The sequence below is a fragment of the Neobacillus rhizosphaerae genome (assembly GCF_050477885.1).
Lineage (GTDB): Bacteria > Bacillota > Bacilli > Bacillales > Cytobacillaceae > Neobacillus > Neobacillus rhizosphaerae_A.
This window is the reverse complement of sequence record NZ_JBCNAC010000004.1, coordinates 1-14489: the sequence shown is the minus strand read 5'-3', so window position 1 is coordinate 14489 and position 14489 is coordinate 1. Positions and strand designations below refer to the sequence as shown.

14 protein-coding genes are annotated in these 14489 nt (G+C 38.9%); all 14 read right to left on the bottom strand.

Annotation, left to right across the window (positions count from 1 at the left end):
• Positions 1-168: 168 nt before the first annotated feature.
• The 14 genes from rpe to ABES03_RS00390 all read right to left on the bottom strand — a co-directional run bounded on the left by rpe (position 169) and on the right by ABES03_RS00390 (position 14430).
• Positions 169-813, bottom strand: coding sequence for a ribulose-phosphate 3-epimerase (gene rpe / locus ABES03_RS00455; RefSeq protein ID WP_430114209.1), 645 nt, complete (start codon positions 811-813; stop codon positions 169-171).
• Between the two features lies 1 nt (position 814).
• Positions 815-1696: a ribosome small subunit-dependent GTPase A gene (rsgA, locus tag ABES03_RS00450; RefSeq protein ID WP_430114207.1), complete on the bottom strand. Its 882-nt coding sequence runs from the start codon at positions 1694-1696 to the stop codon at positions 815-817.
• A 99-nt stretch (positions 1697-1795) separates the two neighbouring features.
• Positions 1796-3772 carry a Stk1 family PASTA domain-containing Ser/Thr kinase gene (pknB, locus tag ABES03_RS00445; RefSeq protein WP_430114206.1) on the bottom strand — a complete coding sequence of 659 codons (1977 nt, stop codon included), beginning with the start codon at positions 3770-3772 and terminating at the stop codon, positions 1796-1798.
• Positions 3773-4525, bottom strand: a complete 753-nt coding sequence (locus ABES03_RS00440) for a Stp1/IreP family PP2C-type Ser/Thr phosphatase (protein WP_430114205.1) — start codon at positions 4523-4525, stop codon at positions 3773-3775.
• A gap of 4 nt (positions 4526-4529) precedes the next feature.
• Positions 4530-5621: a 23S rRNA (adenine(2503)-C(2))-methyltransferase RlmN gene (rlmN, locus tag ABES03_RS00435; RefSeq protein ID WP_430114203.1), complete on the bottom strand. Its 1092-nt coding sequence runs from the start codon at positions 5619-5621 to the stop codon at positions 4530-4532.
• Positions 5622-5667: 46 nt separating this feature from the next.
• On the bottom strand, positions 5668-7014 hold the full coding sequence (rsmB, locus tag ABES03_RS00430; protein ID WP_430114201.1) for a 16S rRNA (cytosine(967)-C(5))-methyltransferase RsmB: 1347 nt from the start codon (positions 7012-7014) through the stop codon (positions 5668-5670).
• Between the two features lies 1 nt (position 7015).
• Positions 7016-7960, bottom strand: a complete 945-nt coding sequence (fmt, locus tag ABES03_RS00425) for a methionyl-tRNA formyltransferase (protein WP_430114199.1) — start codon at positions 7958-7960, stop codon at positions 7016-7018.
• A complete protein-coding gene (def, locus tag ABES03_RS00420; RefSeq protein ID WP_430114198.1) occupies positions 7957-8442 on the bottom strand; it encodes a peptide deformylase in 486 nt (161 codons plus the stop codon). Before def ends, fmt begins: the two co-directional genes overlap by 4 nt.
• A gap of 59 nt (positions 8443-8501) precedes the next feature.
• Positions 8502-10913, bottom strand: coding sequence for a primosomal protein N' (priA, locus tag ABES03_RS00415; RefSeq protein WP_430114196.1), 2412 nt, complete (start codon positions 10911-10913; stop codon positions 8502-8504).
• Complete coding sequence (coaBC, locus tag ABES03_RS00410; RefSeq protein ID WP_430114212.1) at positions 10913-12121, bottom strand: bifunctional phosphopantothenoylcysteine decarboxylase/phosphopantothenate--cysteine ligase CoaBC; 1209 nt, start codon at positions 12119-12121, stop codon at positions 10913-10915. The genes priA and coaBC overlap by 1 nt, the downstream gene beginning before the upstream one ends.
• 268 nt (positions 12122-12389) lie before the next feature.
• Complete coding sequence (gene rpoZ / locus ABES03_RS00405) at positions 12390-12605, bottom strand: DNA-directed RNA polymerase subunit omega (RefSeq protein WP_430114194.1); 216 nt, start codon at positions 12603-12605, stop codon at positions 12390-12392.
• A 1-nt stretch (position 12606) separates the two neighbouring features.
• Positions 12607-13221, bottom strand: a complete 615-nt coding sequence (gene gmk / locus ABES03_RS00400) for a guanylate kinase (RefSeq protein ID WP_413301386.1) — start codon at positions 13219-13221, stop codon at positions 12607-12609.
• An 11-nt stretch (positions 13222-13232) separates the two neighbouring features.
• On the bottom strand, positions 13233-13496 hold the full coding sequence (remA, locus tag ABES03_RS00395) for an extracellular matrix/biofilm regulator RemA (protein WP_430114192.1): 264 nt from the start codon (positions 13494-13496) through the stop codon (positions 13233-13235).
• A gap of 58 nt (positions 13497-13554) precedes the next feature.
• Positions 13555-14430, bottom strand: a complete 876-nt coding sequence (locus ABES03_RS00390; RefSeq protein WP_430114210.1) for a YicC/YloC family endoribonuclease — start codon at positions 14428-14430, stop codon at positions 13555-13557.
• Between the last annotated feature and the right edge of the window lie 59 nt (positions 14431-14489).

The window sequence follows — 14489 nt, the reverse complement described above, 5'->3', positions numbered from 1 at the left end:
GTTTCGGCGAGCCTCCTCGGCGCTTGCGCCTGCGGGGTCTCTCCTGAACCGTACTCCCACAGGAGTCTTCGTGCCTTCCGCTCCAATCAACAGAGTATAAAAATCAACAATGTTCTTTAGTACAGCCTTTTAATAAGGAAAGAGGCTGACTGTGTCAACCTCTTGTTTCTAGCCTCTTATTAATGAAATTGCTTTTGCATAGTCAGGTTGATTATATACTGCTGATCCTGCGACGAGTACTGTGGCACCTGCTTCAATACAATCCTTTGCTGTTTCAGGGTTTACACCGCCATCAATTTCGATTTCAATATCTACACCTTTTTGTTCGGCTAACTCTTTTACTTTTTTGATTTTGGGAAGGACCTCTGGGATAAATTTTTGTCCTCCAAACCCTGGATTGACTGACATTAATAACACCATATCGATGTCACCTATGATATGTTGGATGGACTCAACTGGGGTCGCTGGATTTAAGACCACCCCTGCTTTGATTCCAAATGATCTAATACTCTGAATGGTACGGTGGAGATGACGACACGCTTCCACATGAACAGTAATATAATCAGCGCCAGCTTTAGCAAACGCTTCTATATACTGATCAGGATTTTCAATCATTAGATGGACATCAAGCGGCAGTTTGGTGATCGGGCGAATAGCTTCCACTATAAGTGGACCAATTGTAATATTGGGTACAAAATGACCATCCATGACATCAATATGAATGTAGTCAGCTCCTCCTTTCTCAACAGCTAAAACCTCTTCTCCTAATTTAGAAAAATCAGCTGAAAGAATTGAGGGTGCTATTTTCACCATGTTAGTACCTCGGCTTTCTATCTTTTATTTCTTGGAGGAAGTCCAGATAATGTTGATACCGATATTCCGGTATTTCACCTGATTCAACTCCCGACTTTACTGCACATTTAGGCTCAGTCACATGCAAACATCCTCTAAATTTACAATTTTCACTAGCTCTTTGTATCTCAGGGAAACAAAAAGTTAACTCTTCAGCTTCGATGTTTGTAAATTCCAATGAGCTAAACCCTGGCGTATCTGCAATGAGGCCTTGACCTATTTGAATGAGTTCAACATGTCTTGTTGTATGTTTTCCACGCCCAAGATGAGTGGAAATATCATTTGTTTTTAACTCTAGATCAGGTCTCAAAACATTTAATAAGGAAGACTTCCCAACCCCGGATTGGCCTGCAAAAACAGATATTTTATTCTCCACATGTGGATTTAACAATTCAATCCCCATTTCTGTTTCTGATGATGTAAGAATGACCTCATAACCAGCTTTCCGATATTGTTCGGCGAATTCAGATATCACCTGTTTTTGCGCTTCATTTGTTAAATCCATTTTCGTAATACAGATTAGTGGTTCGATGTGATTAAACTCAACTAAGACAAGAAATCTGTCCAATAGTACTGTACTAAAGTCAGGTTCAACAGCAGAAAACACAAGTATAGCCTGATCAACATTGGCAATTGGTGGCCGCACCAATTCATTTTTGCGTTCTTTAACTTCTAAAATGTATCCTTCTAAATCATTCTCTGCTTGAAAAACGACCTCATCTCCCACAAGCGGGGTAATCTTGTTTTTTCGAAAGATGCCTCTTCCCCTACATTGGATCAGCTTGTCATTATGAAGAACATAATAAAAACCACTTAATGCTTTAACAATTTTCCCTTCAGGCATAGCTACACTCCTTGCCCCTATTCTTAACAAATCGTTTGGCTTCCCTTTAAAAATCTGTACGAGCGTAATCATTATTATACACGCTATATTTAGCTTCTTTTATTCCACATCTGAATAGTTTTTATTTTCATCAATAATAACCTTTGAATCACGAATGACTTTGTAACCAGCCTTCTTCCCATACGGAATCATCAATTTAATTTGTTTTTTTGTATTTTCCGTAATATAGAAGGTCTCTGCAGGTTCCGTCATACTATGATTCATATCCTCAATTAAGATAGTAACAAGCTGCTTCTGTCCGGGCTCACCTGGAACTGCTGGCTCAAAAGGAATATCTAGTTCAATGATGACCTCTTTTGGTGGTTTATCTTCTTTCCCTTTTGATATTACGACCGTCACCTTGTCTCCCTTTTTCAACTCGGTTCCTGGTTCAGGTGATTGGGATATGACCATACCTGCTGGGATATTATCATCATATTTTTCTTGTGAAGCATCAAGGGTCAATCCTACTAGAGAGGCGTAATCTTGCGCGCCTTTTAAATTGTATTGTGTTAAATCCTTTAATACAATTTTTTCAGGCCCTTTACTCACTTCAAACTCTAATTCGGTATCCTCAGGAACAACTTTTTCGCCACCTGAAGGATTCTGGCTTATGATGGTTCCTGGCTCACTATCATCGTGTTTCTCAATTTTCTTAATATCTTTGAAGTTATAATTATCCAGCAAACGAATGACATCTTCATATTGCCGCCCCACATAATCGGATAGTTCAAATTTCTCTTTGCCCGTACTGATATATAGGTTTATTTTTGAGTTTTCTTTTACTGTCGTACCGCTATCAGGATTAGTCTTTACCACTTTTCCTTTTTCTACGTTTTCATCTTCGATCTCAATCTTTTTGTCCACTTCTAATCCACTTAACTTAAGCTTGGAAATAGCTTCATTCAACTCCATGCCACTAACATCTGGGATTTTTACATCCTTCGCAGTTAATAATCCAGGTAAAAAGGTAATTGCTAATAATCCAAGAATAGCTAATACAAGAAAGGTAGATATTAATACTACCGGCCACTTTTTACGTTTCTTTTTGCCGGAACCATCCTTTATGGCATCCTTTGGACCAGTCAATGGTTTTTCATTACTATGAACTAATGTTTCATCCAGATTTTTAAACGGTTTATCATTTGTTATAACCGGAATTGCTTTCGTAGCATCATTATCTATCGGAATAACAAACTTTGCTTCATTTACCCTTTCCGAGTCAAGCGCCGTGCGTAAGTCTTCTTCCATTTCTTCTACACTGTTATACCGATGAAAGGAATCTTTGGCAGTTGCTTTAAGAACAATGTTTTCCACACTTTGCGGAATGCTTGAGTTCCATCTTCTTAGGGAAGGTGTTTCCGATTGGAGATGCTTTAAAGCGATTGATACGGCTGATTCACCTGAGAAGGGGAGCCGGCCAGTCAATAATTCAAACATAACAATTCCTAAGGAATAAATATCCGACTTTCTATTTGCCATTCCACCTCGTGCTTGCTCAGGTGATAAATAATGAACAGAGCCCAGAACTGAATTAGTCTGTGTGATGCTTGTTGCACTTAGTGCCATAGCAATTCCAAAATCAGTGACCTTAACATTTCCGTCATGGTCAATCAAGATATTATGAGGCTTAATATCACGGTGGATAATATGATTTTGATGAGCATGAGAAATGGCTGAAGTTAACTGTCTCATGATCCCGATGGCATCCTCGACTTTTAATGGAGAATTCTGCTGTATGTATTGTTTTAATGTCTGTCCATCCACATATTCCATCACAATATAATATAGATCATTTTCCTCGCCCACATCGTAAATACTAACAATATTAGGGTGTGCAAGGCTTGTTGCTGATTGAGCTTCCCTACGGAATCTCCGGATAAATTCCTCGTCATTGGCAAAATCAAGGCGAAGCATTTTAACAGCTACATCACGATCAAGGATCATATCGTGCGCTAAATAAACATTAGCCATTCCGCCTCCGCCAACCATATCCAAGATTTTATAGCGGCCGCTTAATCTTTTTCCAATAATCATTTATGCATCACCCTCGCTGACATCACTAAACTCTACAATAGCCAGTGTAATGTTATCTTCTCCACCGTAGTTGTTGGCTAGTGAGATAAGTGAATCTGCTTTTTGTTCTAAATGATCTTCATTTAAAAGAATGGTCTCCATTTCTTTTTCACTTACTTTATTTGAAAGACCATCTGAACATAAAAGGATAACATCCCCCTCTTCGAACATAATGGTTTTAATATCCATCTCGACCATTTTTTCTGTTCCTAAAGCGCGGAGTAACACATTTTTTCTTGGATGGTGTTCGGCATCTTCTTTCGAAATTTGTCCAGACCTTACAAGTTCATTTACAAGTGAATGGTCTTCTGTAACCTGTTTAAATCCAGATTCATTATAAATATAGCCACGGCTGTCTCCAATGTTTGCTAAAGTTGCAAAGCGATCAGTGGCAATAGCCGCAACGATCGTTGTACCCATCCCATCACATTCAGGGTGATTCGTCGCATGGTCAAATAGCAAATGGTTCACTATTGTTATTTTTTCCTTCAACCATTGCTCAGCTTCCTCAGCAGTAGAAATCCCTTTAGAGGTTTCCCATTCACTTTTTAATTGTGTGATTGTCATTTCACTGGCTACATCACCTGCACGGTGACCTCCCATCCCATCAGCAACAATGGCTAGTCGGTCACCATCCTGGTTTACAAATACTCCTCCAGCATCCTCATTATGAAGTCGTACTTTCCCTCGATTTGTCATGAAAACTGCTTTCATATATTTACCTCGTCTCCTCTTTTCGCTCCTTTGCACGAAGTTGTCCACATGCTGCAGCAATATCTGACCCCTGCTCTCGGCGAATTGTCACATTAATACCACGTTTTTTAAGTGTTTTTTCAAAAGCAAAAATTTTGTCCCTTGGAGTACGAACATAATCCCTTTCAGGGACATAATTGACTGGAATTAGATTCACATGGCATTTAACCCCATTTAAAAGAGTTGCTAATTCCTCTGCATGCTCTGTGGAATCATTCACTCCGCCAAAAAGACCGTATTCAAAGCTAATTCGACGACCTGTCTTATCGATATAATATCGTACTGCTTTCATTAAGTCATCAAGTTTATAGGCTTTATTGATTGGCATTAACCTTGAACGTAATTCCGTATTCGGAGCATGAAGTGAAATAGCAAAATTAATCTGCAAATCTTCATCAGCAAACTGATAAATTTTAGGTACAATACCACTAGTCGAAACGGTAATATGCCGTGCTCCGATATTTAGTGCTTTGTCATGATTGATTATTTTTAGAAATGACATCATATTATCATAGTTATCAAATGGTTCACCAATTCCCATAATGACCACAGAGCTTACGCGTTCATCTGTTTCATCAAGTGCCTGTTGTACCTTAACTACTTGGGCAACAATCTCGCCTGCTTCTAGATGTCTTTTCAATCCACCTAATGTCGATGCACAAAAGGTACAGCCAATTCGACAACCAACCTGAGTTGTAACACAAACGGAGTTTCCGTAATCATGACGCATTAGGACGGTTTCAATCGAATATCCATCGTGAAGTTCAAATAAGAATTTAATCGTTCCATCAGCTGAAGTCTGTTGGATGACCGTATTTAATGTAGTGATTTGAAAATGATTTGATAGCTTATCTCTTAACCCTTTTCCTAAGTTGCTCATATCTTCAAAAGAAGTAACTCTTTTTTTGTAAAGCCAATCGAAGATTTGCTCTGCACGAAATGGCTTTTCTCCATTCTCTGATAACCATTCCTTTAATTTATGAAGCTCCAAGGAATAGATCGAGGGCAGGTTATTATCTAATGTTGTTTTCTTCTCAGTTGTATTTATTTGTTCCAACTGTTTACACCTTCTTTCAATTGTCTAACATCCGCACCTATAGCGCTTATACTTTTTTTAGTACTGCAATATAAAAACCGTCTGAGCCAAAATCCTGTGGAAAGACTTGCAAATCATATCCTGTTATGAATGGCTGAACAGCTTCAGGCATCCTATTTTTAAACGTTAAATCAGGTTCAAAGTCTGGATTATTCTCCAAGAACTTCATTACAGTATTTTCATTCTCCTCTTTATCCACTGTACATGTACTGTAGACAAGAATGCCACCCTTTTTTAGTAAAGGCGATACTGACTTTAATAAATCTTGCTGAATGGTACTTAACCGCTCTAAATCTTTTTCTGTTTTGGTATATTTCATATCGGGCTTTCGTCTCATCACTCCAAGGCCAGAGCAGGGAGCATCGAGAAGAATACGGTCAAATAATACATTCTGAAACTTATCTTGTAAATGTCTAGAATCAGATACACTTGTTTTAATATTTTCTAATCCTAAACGGCGTGCATTATCGTTAATTAATCGTACCTTATGCTGATGAAGGTCAACCGAAATCACTTCACCCGTATTATTCATCTTTTCAGCAATATGTGTACTTTTTCCACCTGGTGCTGCGCAAGCATCGAGGACAAACTCATTTTTCTCCGCCCCTAATGCGTAGGTAGCAAGCATGGAGCTTTCATCCTGAATGGTAAACATTCCATATTTAAAAGAAATCGTGGAAGCTAAGTTTCCCTTTAAACATCTGATTGCTTCAGGTATAATAGGACTTTTTTCAATTTGGAAGCCATCTTCTTCTAAAAGAGCAACACATTCATCTCGCGAAATTTTTGTCAGATTCACTCTTGCTGTTTGCATTGGTGCTGTTAAGTTAATTTCACACATTTCTTTTGTTTTATCAAACCCGAATTGATTCACCCATCTAGTTACGAGCCATTCCGGATGGCTTGTTTCCAATGCTAATCTTTTGTTTGGATCAGAAATTTCATTTAATGAAGGTAGTCCTTCTCTTTGTATACTTCGTAAAACCCCATTTACCAAACTCGCAATTCCTTTATGTCCTCGCTTCTTCGCAATATCTACTGCTTCGTAAATAGCTGCTCGATCAGGAATCCGATCAAGATACACCATCTGATATAGCGTAAGCCTGAGTAAATGATGAATCCAATCAGCTAATTTTTTATTATCTTTGATAAACGGATTCAGGTAGAAGTCCAAGGCCATTTTTCTTTGCAGGGTTCCATAGGTTAATTCCGTTAACAAACCAACATCTTTTTGTGACAACTCATTTTTCTCAATCGTCGTGTTAAGAAGTAAATTGCTATATGATTGGTTTTTCTCAATTGTTGTTAATAGGTCCAAGGCTATTTCACGTACATTATTCTTCTTTGATGTCATTTTAATCTCCCAGCTTACTACCTAATGAAATTTTTGAACCGGCACCTCGTAAAAATTGCTCACTCAACATTTTGGTTTTTCCTGAAGGCTGAAGTTCTAGGATTTTTATAGCCGTTTCGCTTCCTGTACTTACTATTAATCCATCTGGTTCTATTTTTATAATCGTTCCTGGCTCATTTCTCTTTGAGTCAGCCACTTTTTCTGTTCGCCAAATCTTTACTACTTGCCCCTCCATAGTGGTAAAAGCAACAGGCCAAGGGTTTAATCCTCGAATATGGTTATAAATCTGTTCCCCTGTCTGGCTCCAGTCAATCTTTTCCTGCTCACGTTTAATGTTTGATGCAAATGTAGCCTGTTCCTCATTTTGAGGTTGTGGGGTCAGCTTTCCTTCTAATAGAAGTGGCAAAGTTTCAGATAACAATTTTGATCCAGCAGCACTTAACTTATCATGAAGTGTTCCTACGTTATCCTCTTCTGTAATCGGAACCTCCACAGTTGTTAAAATATCCCCGGCATCTAATTTCTCTACCATATACATGATTGTCACACCAGTTTTCTTTTTCCCTTGAATGATAGCGTAGTGAATTGGGGCGCCGCCACGAAGCTCTGGCAGCAGAGATGCATGTACATTTATGCAGCCGTATTTAGGAGCGTCCAACAGCTTTTTAGGTAATATTTGACCAAAAGCAGCTGTCACAATAAGATCCGGCTCTAAGGAAAGGATTTTACTAAGTTCTTCTTCTTGACGGATTTTTTCTGGTTGGAAAACGGGGATGCCATGTTTCAAGGCTTCCACTTTAACAGGAGGTGGGGTTAACACCTTTTTTCTTCCTACCGGCCGGTCAGGCTGAGTGACAACGCCTATTACCTCATAGCCGTCCTCAATAATTTTTTGAAGAACAGGGACGGAAAAATCCGGGGTACCCATAAAAACAATTTTTGTCATTCAATTTCTACTCCTTTTAACTCATCTTCCTCAAGGTATCTTGTTACCTTAGATGTAAATAAGATTCCGTTAAGATGGTCAATTTCATGTTGAATCGCTCTAGCCAGGAACTCTTCTGCTTCTAAAATATATTTCCTGCCTTTTCGATCAAATGCTTCTATCTTAACAAAATTAGGCCTTGTCACCTCTCCAAATAATCCCGGGAAACTTAAACAGCCTTCAGGACCTGTCTGTTCGCCCGATGTTTCTAAAACACGAGGATTAATCATCTCAATGGTTCCTAATTCATCATCAATATCAACAACAGCGATTCGTGCATTCAATCCTATTTGTGGTGCGGCTAGACCCACTCCGTCATATTCAATCATCGTATCATACATATCATCTAGTATTTTCGCTAGCTTCTTATCAAAATTCAACACTGCCTCACAATTCTGCTCTAGAATCTCTGCAGGATGAATAACAACATTTCTTACTGCCAAATTAGTTCCTCCGTTATGCCCATTAGAGGGCATTTTTTTTATTATTATTTTCACCCAGTTTACATTAAGATAAACGGATTAACATCAATAGAAACCAGTAAACCACTCTTTGTATCCATTTGATATTGATCTAGAATGGTTTTTAACGTTTTTGTCATGTTCGGTTCCCGCTTGTATTTTATCAGACATTGATATCGATATCTATTATTAATCCTAGGGATCGGTGAAGCCGCAGGTCCCAAAACTACTGCTTTATTTGAAAGCTGTGTGCGGACATAGTTTACAATTTTCTCTGTAGCTGATACTACTGTGATCAACTGCTCATGACTGATTGTGATGAGTGAGAGGTAATAAAACGGCGGATAATGGTGTGTTTTACGAATCATCATCTCCCGCTGATAAAATAGATCATAATTCTGCGTGCCAGCTAACTCCACACTGTAGTGTTCTGGGGTATAGGTTTGAATAATAACCTCCCCTGGCAGTTGGTGGCGCCCAGCCCTCCCACTTACTTGGGTTAAAAGTTGAAAGGTTTTTTCAGAGGCTCGAAAATCTGGTAAATGGAGCATGGTATCTGCTGAAAGCACACCAACTAGTGTGATATTTGGAAAATCAAGCCCTTTGGCAATCATTTGCGTGCCTAACAAAATATCAGCTTTTCCATCCTGAAAATCCTTTAGTAACCTTTCGTGCGCACCCTTTCTTCCAGTTGTGTCCACATCCATCCTGATGACTCTTGCTTCTGGGAGGATTTTTCCAAGCTCTTCCTCGACTTTTTGGGTACCCGTTCCAAAATAGCGGATATACTCACTTGAACATTCAGGGCAATTCCTTGGAACATACGTTTCATAACCACAATAATGACATTTCATTTGCTCATTTACCCGATGGTAGGTAAGGGAAATATCGCAGTATGGACAATTCATGACATACCCACAATCCCGACACATAACAAAGGATGAATGACCCCGTTTATTTAAAAATAATACAGATTGCTGCTTCTTCTCAATTCGGTCTTGTAGCTTTTCAAAAAGCTTTCTGGAAAACATCGACCGATTTCCTTCACGAAGTTCCTCGCGCATATCAATTATATCGACAGATGGAAGCGATTGGTTGTTCATCCGACTTGGTAGTGACAATAGCTGGTACACCTTTTTTTGTGCCCTTGCAAATGATTCAAGGGATGGCGTGGCACTGCCAAGGACAACAGGACAGTTGTACGTCTTAGCTCTTTGAACAGCCACGTCTCTTGCATGATATCTCGGCATTTCCTCCTGCTTATAGCTCGTTTCATGTTCCTCATCAATAATAATAATTCCAAGGTTTTCAAAGGGAGCAAAGATAGCGGAACGAGCCCCGACCACCACTTTTACTTCCTTCCGTTGAATCTTTCGCCATTCATCGTATTTTTCACCCGCTGATAACCCACTGTGCAATACTGCAACTAAATCCCCGAACCTCCCCTTAAACCGATTAACCATCTGAGGAGTGAGAGCTATTTCTGGAACAAGAACAATGGCTTCTTGTCCTTTTTCAATTACTTCCTGTATGGATTGTAAGTATATTTCCGTTTTCCCACTTCCTGTAACACCATAGAGTAGAAAAACTTCATGCTCCTTATTCTCAATAGAATCTAAAATTGGTTCAATGGCTTTTTGCTGCGAAGGAGTTAGGGGTAATGGTTTAGTTCGTTCGAAGGATCGATTTTCATACGGATCCCGATAAACCTCCATTTCAAACTCTGTAAGTAGCTGCTTATCAACCAGTGCTTTAATTGTAGTGGTAGTGGTATTTATTTTTGCCGTTAACTTCCGTAACTCAACAGCATCAAAATTCTCAACAAAATAGTGTAATACTTGCTTTTGCTTTTCAGCTCTAGCGGATAAACGATTGGCTTCTTCCTTCAATTCATCGAGAGACACGAGCGGGCGAATAAACTTCATTTGTTTTTTTCGCACTCGTTCTTTGACTTCGTAAATTACTTCAAGATTGTGTTTGGCTGCTTCACGCTGCAAGATAGGCAGAATTCCAGTAGATATAGCCTCTTCCCACTTTACCAATCCATCGTTTTTAAACAAATCCTGAAGATTTAACGGAAGGTCAGAAACCCTTGCACTTGACGCAAGCTTCACTTTTTTTTCATACTTTGCTTTTAATGCAGCAGGCAGCATGACCTGAAAGGCAGAAATTTTAAAGCAAAGTGTATTCTCCGTCAGCCATTCACCGAGCTCTAATAATTCATGATTTAACACCGGTTCGAGGTCCATTGGTTCAATGATTTCTCTTAACTTTTTAAATCCTGATTCAGCTTTGATGCCCATAACAAACCCTTGGATATTTCTCGGTCCGAAAGGGACTATAACCCTCATCCCTGGTTGAATGGTCCCTATCCATTCTTCCGGAATTAAATAATCAAAGGTCTTATCGGTTTGTTTTGTTGGGACATCAACAATAACACTAGCAATATTCATTATTTTCCAGATCCTTCTATAAGAGAAGTAATTTCGTCAATAATTTTTTCAGCAACAGCCAGTTTTGACATGAGGGGTAATTCAGTAACCGTTCCAGAACGTCTAAAGAGCGTCACAATATTCGTATCTGTTCCGAATCCTGCACCCTCTGCCTTCACATTGTTGGCGACAATCATATCTGCATTTTTCCTGTTTAATTTTTTGGTTGCGTATTCTTCAATATGATCGGTCTCTGCGGCAAATCCAACTAATATTTGATGCTTTTTCCTTTTACCTAACTCAAACAGAATATCTTTTGTTCTTTCTAACTCAATGCTGGAGTCGCCTTCCTGCTTCTTCACTTTGTGGTCATAGGTTGTTTTAGGCCTATAATCTGCTACAGCTGCCGTCTTTATTACAACATCAACACTATCGTAGTGATTCATAACGGCATGGAACATTTCCTCTGCACTTTCGATGTTAATCACTTCCATTCCAGCAGGCGCAGGTAACTGGACTGGCCCTGAAACTAAGATGACACGTGCACCTTGTCTTTTTGCCGCTTCTGCAAGTGCATAGCCCATTTTTCCAGTTGAATGGTTGGAAATAAAACGTACAGGGTCAATTTTTTCTCGGGTTGGTCCCGCAGTAATTAAGACTGTTTTGCCTTTTAGCTTTAATCCTTCCATACTAAAAAAAGCCTGAACTAATTCAACTATTTTTTCTGGCTCTTCAAGCCGTCCCTTTCCAACATATCCACAAGCCAGATAGCCCTCACTCGGTTCAATAAATTGATATCCGTAATCAGCTAAAGTGGCAATATTTTTTTTCACTGCAGGATGGTCGTACATATGTACATTCATTGCTGGAGCGATCCAAACAGGTGCTGTTGCAGCTAACAATGTCGTCGTGATCATATTGTCAGCAACACCATGAGCTAATTTTGCGATAGTATTAGCCGTTGCCGGTGCAACTAAAATTAAATCAGCCCAGTCAGCTAGATCAATATGGGCAATAACCTGCGGATTTTTTTCATCGAAGGTGTTGGTATATACCTCATTGCGGGACAGTGCTTGAAAAGTTAATGTAGTAACAAACTTTTCAGCAGATTCACTTAAAATGACTTTCACCTGTGCTCCAGCTTGAACAAGTTTACTTGTTAAGGCTGCTGCCTTATAAACAGCAATTCCTCCTGTCACACATAATAAAATTTTCTTATCCTTTACCATGATCCGAATCCCCCATTTCTTGTCCGTCCAATAATCTTTACCTTCTATTATGCTGTAATAGTAACATTTTTTCATCTTTTTCCTACTGTATGTCGACAAAATTCAACTTTTATAATAAAAGTTCTGTAGTTACATAAGTCTGTTGATTTACGCTCCAGGCGCGTGCGGTTCGCGGTCATAGTTAAAGCCAAATAAAAAAGGCTGACACGTAGGGAATTTCCTTTGTCGTCAGGCCTTCATTTATGTTTATGTCTGTTCGCTTATCTGATTATTCAGCAGTTGTATCTTTTTTTGCAATACGGTATGTTAGCTCTCCGCTATAAATTTCTTCTAGCGCCTTACCTACATATTTATAAGAGACGTATTTCGCTAATCTTTCGTCCCTTACTTGCGACATAACGCGTGCACGCTTTGCAGCAACGGAAACTAGTGAGTACTTGGAATCAATTTTTTCTAATAATGAATCGATAGAAGGATATAACATTCTATTCAACCTCCAATAATTTTTTATAGCGATGCTCAACACGTTCTCTTCGACAATGCTCTGCAGTAACGATCGCTTTGACACGTTCACATGCGCGTTCTACTTGGTCGTTTTCAACCACATAATCATACAATTCCATCATTTCAATTTCCTCTCGAGCAGAGAGCATACGATTATGAATGATGTCTTCTGTTTCAGTTCCTCTAGTAACAATTCGATTTTTCAATTCAGACAGGCTTGGAGGCATGAGGAAAATAAAAAGCCCTTCAGGGAACTTTTCTCGTACCTGTCTAGCACCTTTTACTTCAATTTCTAAAAATACATCTTTGCCAGCATCCAAGGTTTGACGAACATAATCAACTGGAGTGCCATAATAGTTCCCAACAAACTCTGCATATTCTAGAAGTTTCCCTTGCTCAATTAACGCTTCAAACTCTTCTCTTGATTTAAAAAAATAATCTATGCCATCCACTTCACCCTCACGTGGTAAGCGAGTTGTCATCGATATAGAATATTCAAAAGCTGTATCTGGATGAGAGAATATTTCTTTTCGTACCGTTCCTTTTCCAACACCAGATGGCCCTGAAAGTACAATCAGTAATCCTTTTTCCTGCATTATTAAGAATCCTACCCTTCATCAATAGTTTCATCACGGTCAGATAACCGATGAGCAACCGTTTCTGGCTGTACAGCTGACAGAATGACATGGTCACTATCCATGACAATGACAGCACGAGTACGTCTACCGTATGTAGCATCAATCAAGGACCCCCGGTCACGAGAGTCTTGAATAATTCTTTTTATTGGTGCAGATTCGGGGCTAACAATTGAAATAATCCGATTGGCCGAAACGATATTTCCAAATCCAATATTAATTAATTTAATCGACATGGTCATCATCCAATCATCAATAATATATTTTGACCGTGGTAAACAGTTTCTAAACAAATCATTCGATATTTTGAACCTGTTCCTTCAATTTTTCAAGTAAGCTCTTGATCTCTACCACTTGTTTCGCTATGTTTGAGTCATTCGCTTTTGAACCAATGGTATTTGCCTCTCTATTCATTTCCTGAACAAGAAAATCAAGCTTTCTTCCAATCGGTTCCTGACTTTTTAACGTTTGCAAAAACTGTTGAATATGACTTTTTAAACGAGTTATTTCCTCATTAATATCCGCTTTATCAGCAAAAACGGCTACTTCAGTTAATATTCTAGTTTCGTCTAATTGTCCATTTAAAAACTCCTGCATTCTTTTCGTCAGACGTTCCTTAAAGGATTGTACAACGAGAGGAGCATATTTCTGAAGCTCAAAAACATCGTTTTCTAGTTGTGCTAAGATGGCAATCAGATCTTTTTTTATTTCTTCCCCTTCCGCCATTCTCATTTGTAATAATAATTGAACAGCTTCTTCCGTAGCGGTTAGAACTAAATTTTCGAGTTCTTCGTTGCCAACTTCACTTTCTTCAATATGTAATAGGTCACTTCGACCAAGCAAATCATGTATGGTGACGTTTCCCTCCACCCCATATTTGCTTCGTGCTTCATTTATAATTTGATAATATTCATCAATCAAATTCCAATCCACGTGAACCTTACGGGTAACGACTCCCTCACCCTCTAAACTGACATAAACCTCTACTCGTCCACGTCGAATCTGCTGGCTTAATTTCTTTTTTAATTTATCTTCTATTTTTAATAACTGCCTTGGCATTCTAATATTCATTTCGCAGAATCGGTGATTTACCGTTTTAACTTCTACATTTACAGAAAAGAACTGAGATTCGGTCTTAGCTCTGCCAAAGCCTGTCATACTAATAACCATCACTTGCACATCCAATCCTTGAGTAATGATCGGCTTTCTATAAGAAAAGCGGAAGCGCC

Coding starts and splice junctions, on each gene's coding strand:
- rpe (WP_430114209.1), bottom strand. CDS start 813: ATGGTGAAAATAGCACCCTCAATTCTTTCAGCTGATTTTTCTAAATTA.
- rsgA (WP_430114207.1), bottom strand. CDS start 1,696: ATGCCTGAAGGGAAAATTGTTAAAGCATTAAGTGGTTTTTATTATGTT.
- pknB (WP_430114206.1), bottom strand. CDS start 3,772: ATGATTATTGGAAAAAGATTAAGCGGCCGCTATAAAATCTTGGATATG.
- ABES03_RS00440 (WP_430114205.1), bottom strand. CDS start 4,525: ATGAAAGCAGTTTTCATGACAAATCGAGGGAAAGTACGACTTCATAAT.
- rsmB (WP_430114201.1), bottom strand. CDS start 7,014: ATGACATCAAAGAAGAATAATGTACGTGAAATAGCCTTGGACCTATTA.
- fmt (WP_430114199.1), bottom strand. CDS start 7,960: ATGACAAAAATTGTTTTTATGGGTACCCCGGATTTTTCCGTCCCTGTT.
- priA (WP_430114196.1), bottom strand. CDS start 10,913: ATGAATATTGCTAGTGTTATTGTTGATGTCCCAACAAAACAAACCGAT.
- coaBC (WP_430114212.1), bottom strand. CDS start 12,121: ATGGTAAAGGATAAGAAAATTTTATTATGTGTGACAGGAGGAATTGCT.
- rpoZ (WP_430114194.1), bottom strand. CDS start 12,605: ATGTTATATCCTTCTATCGATTCATTATTAGAAAAAATTGATTCCAAG.
- gmk (WP_413301386.1), bottom strand. CDS start 13,221: ATGCAGGAAAAAGGATTACTGATTGTACTTTCAGGGCCATCTGGTGTT.
- remA (WP_430114192.1), bottom strand. CDS start 13,496: ATGTCGATTAAATTAATTAATATTGGATTTGGAAATATCGTTTCGGCC.
- ABES03_RS00390 (WP_430114210.1), bottom strand. CDS start 14,430: ATGGTTATTAGTATGACAGGCTTTGGCAGAGCTAAGACCGAATCTCAG.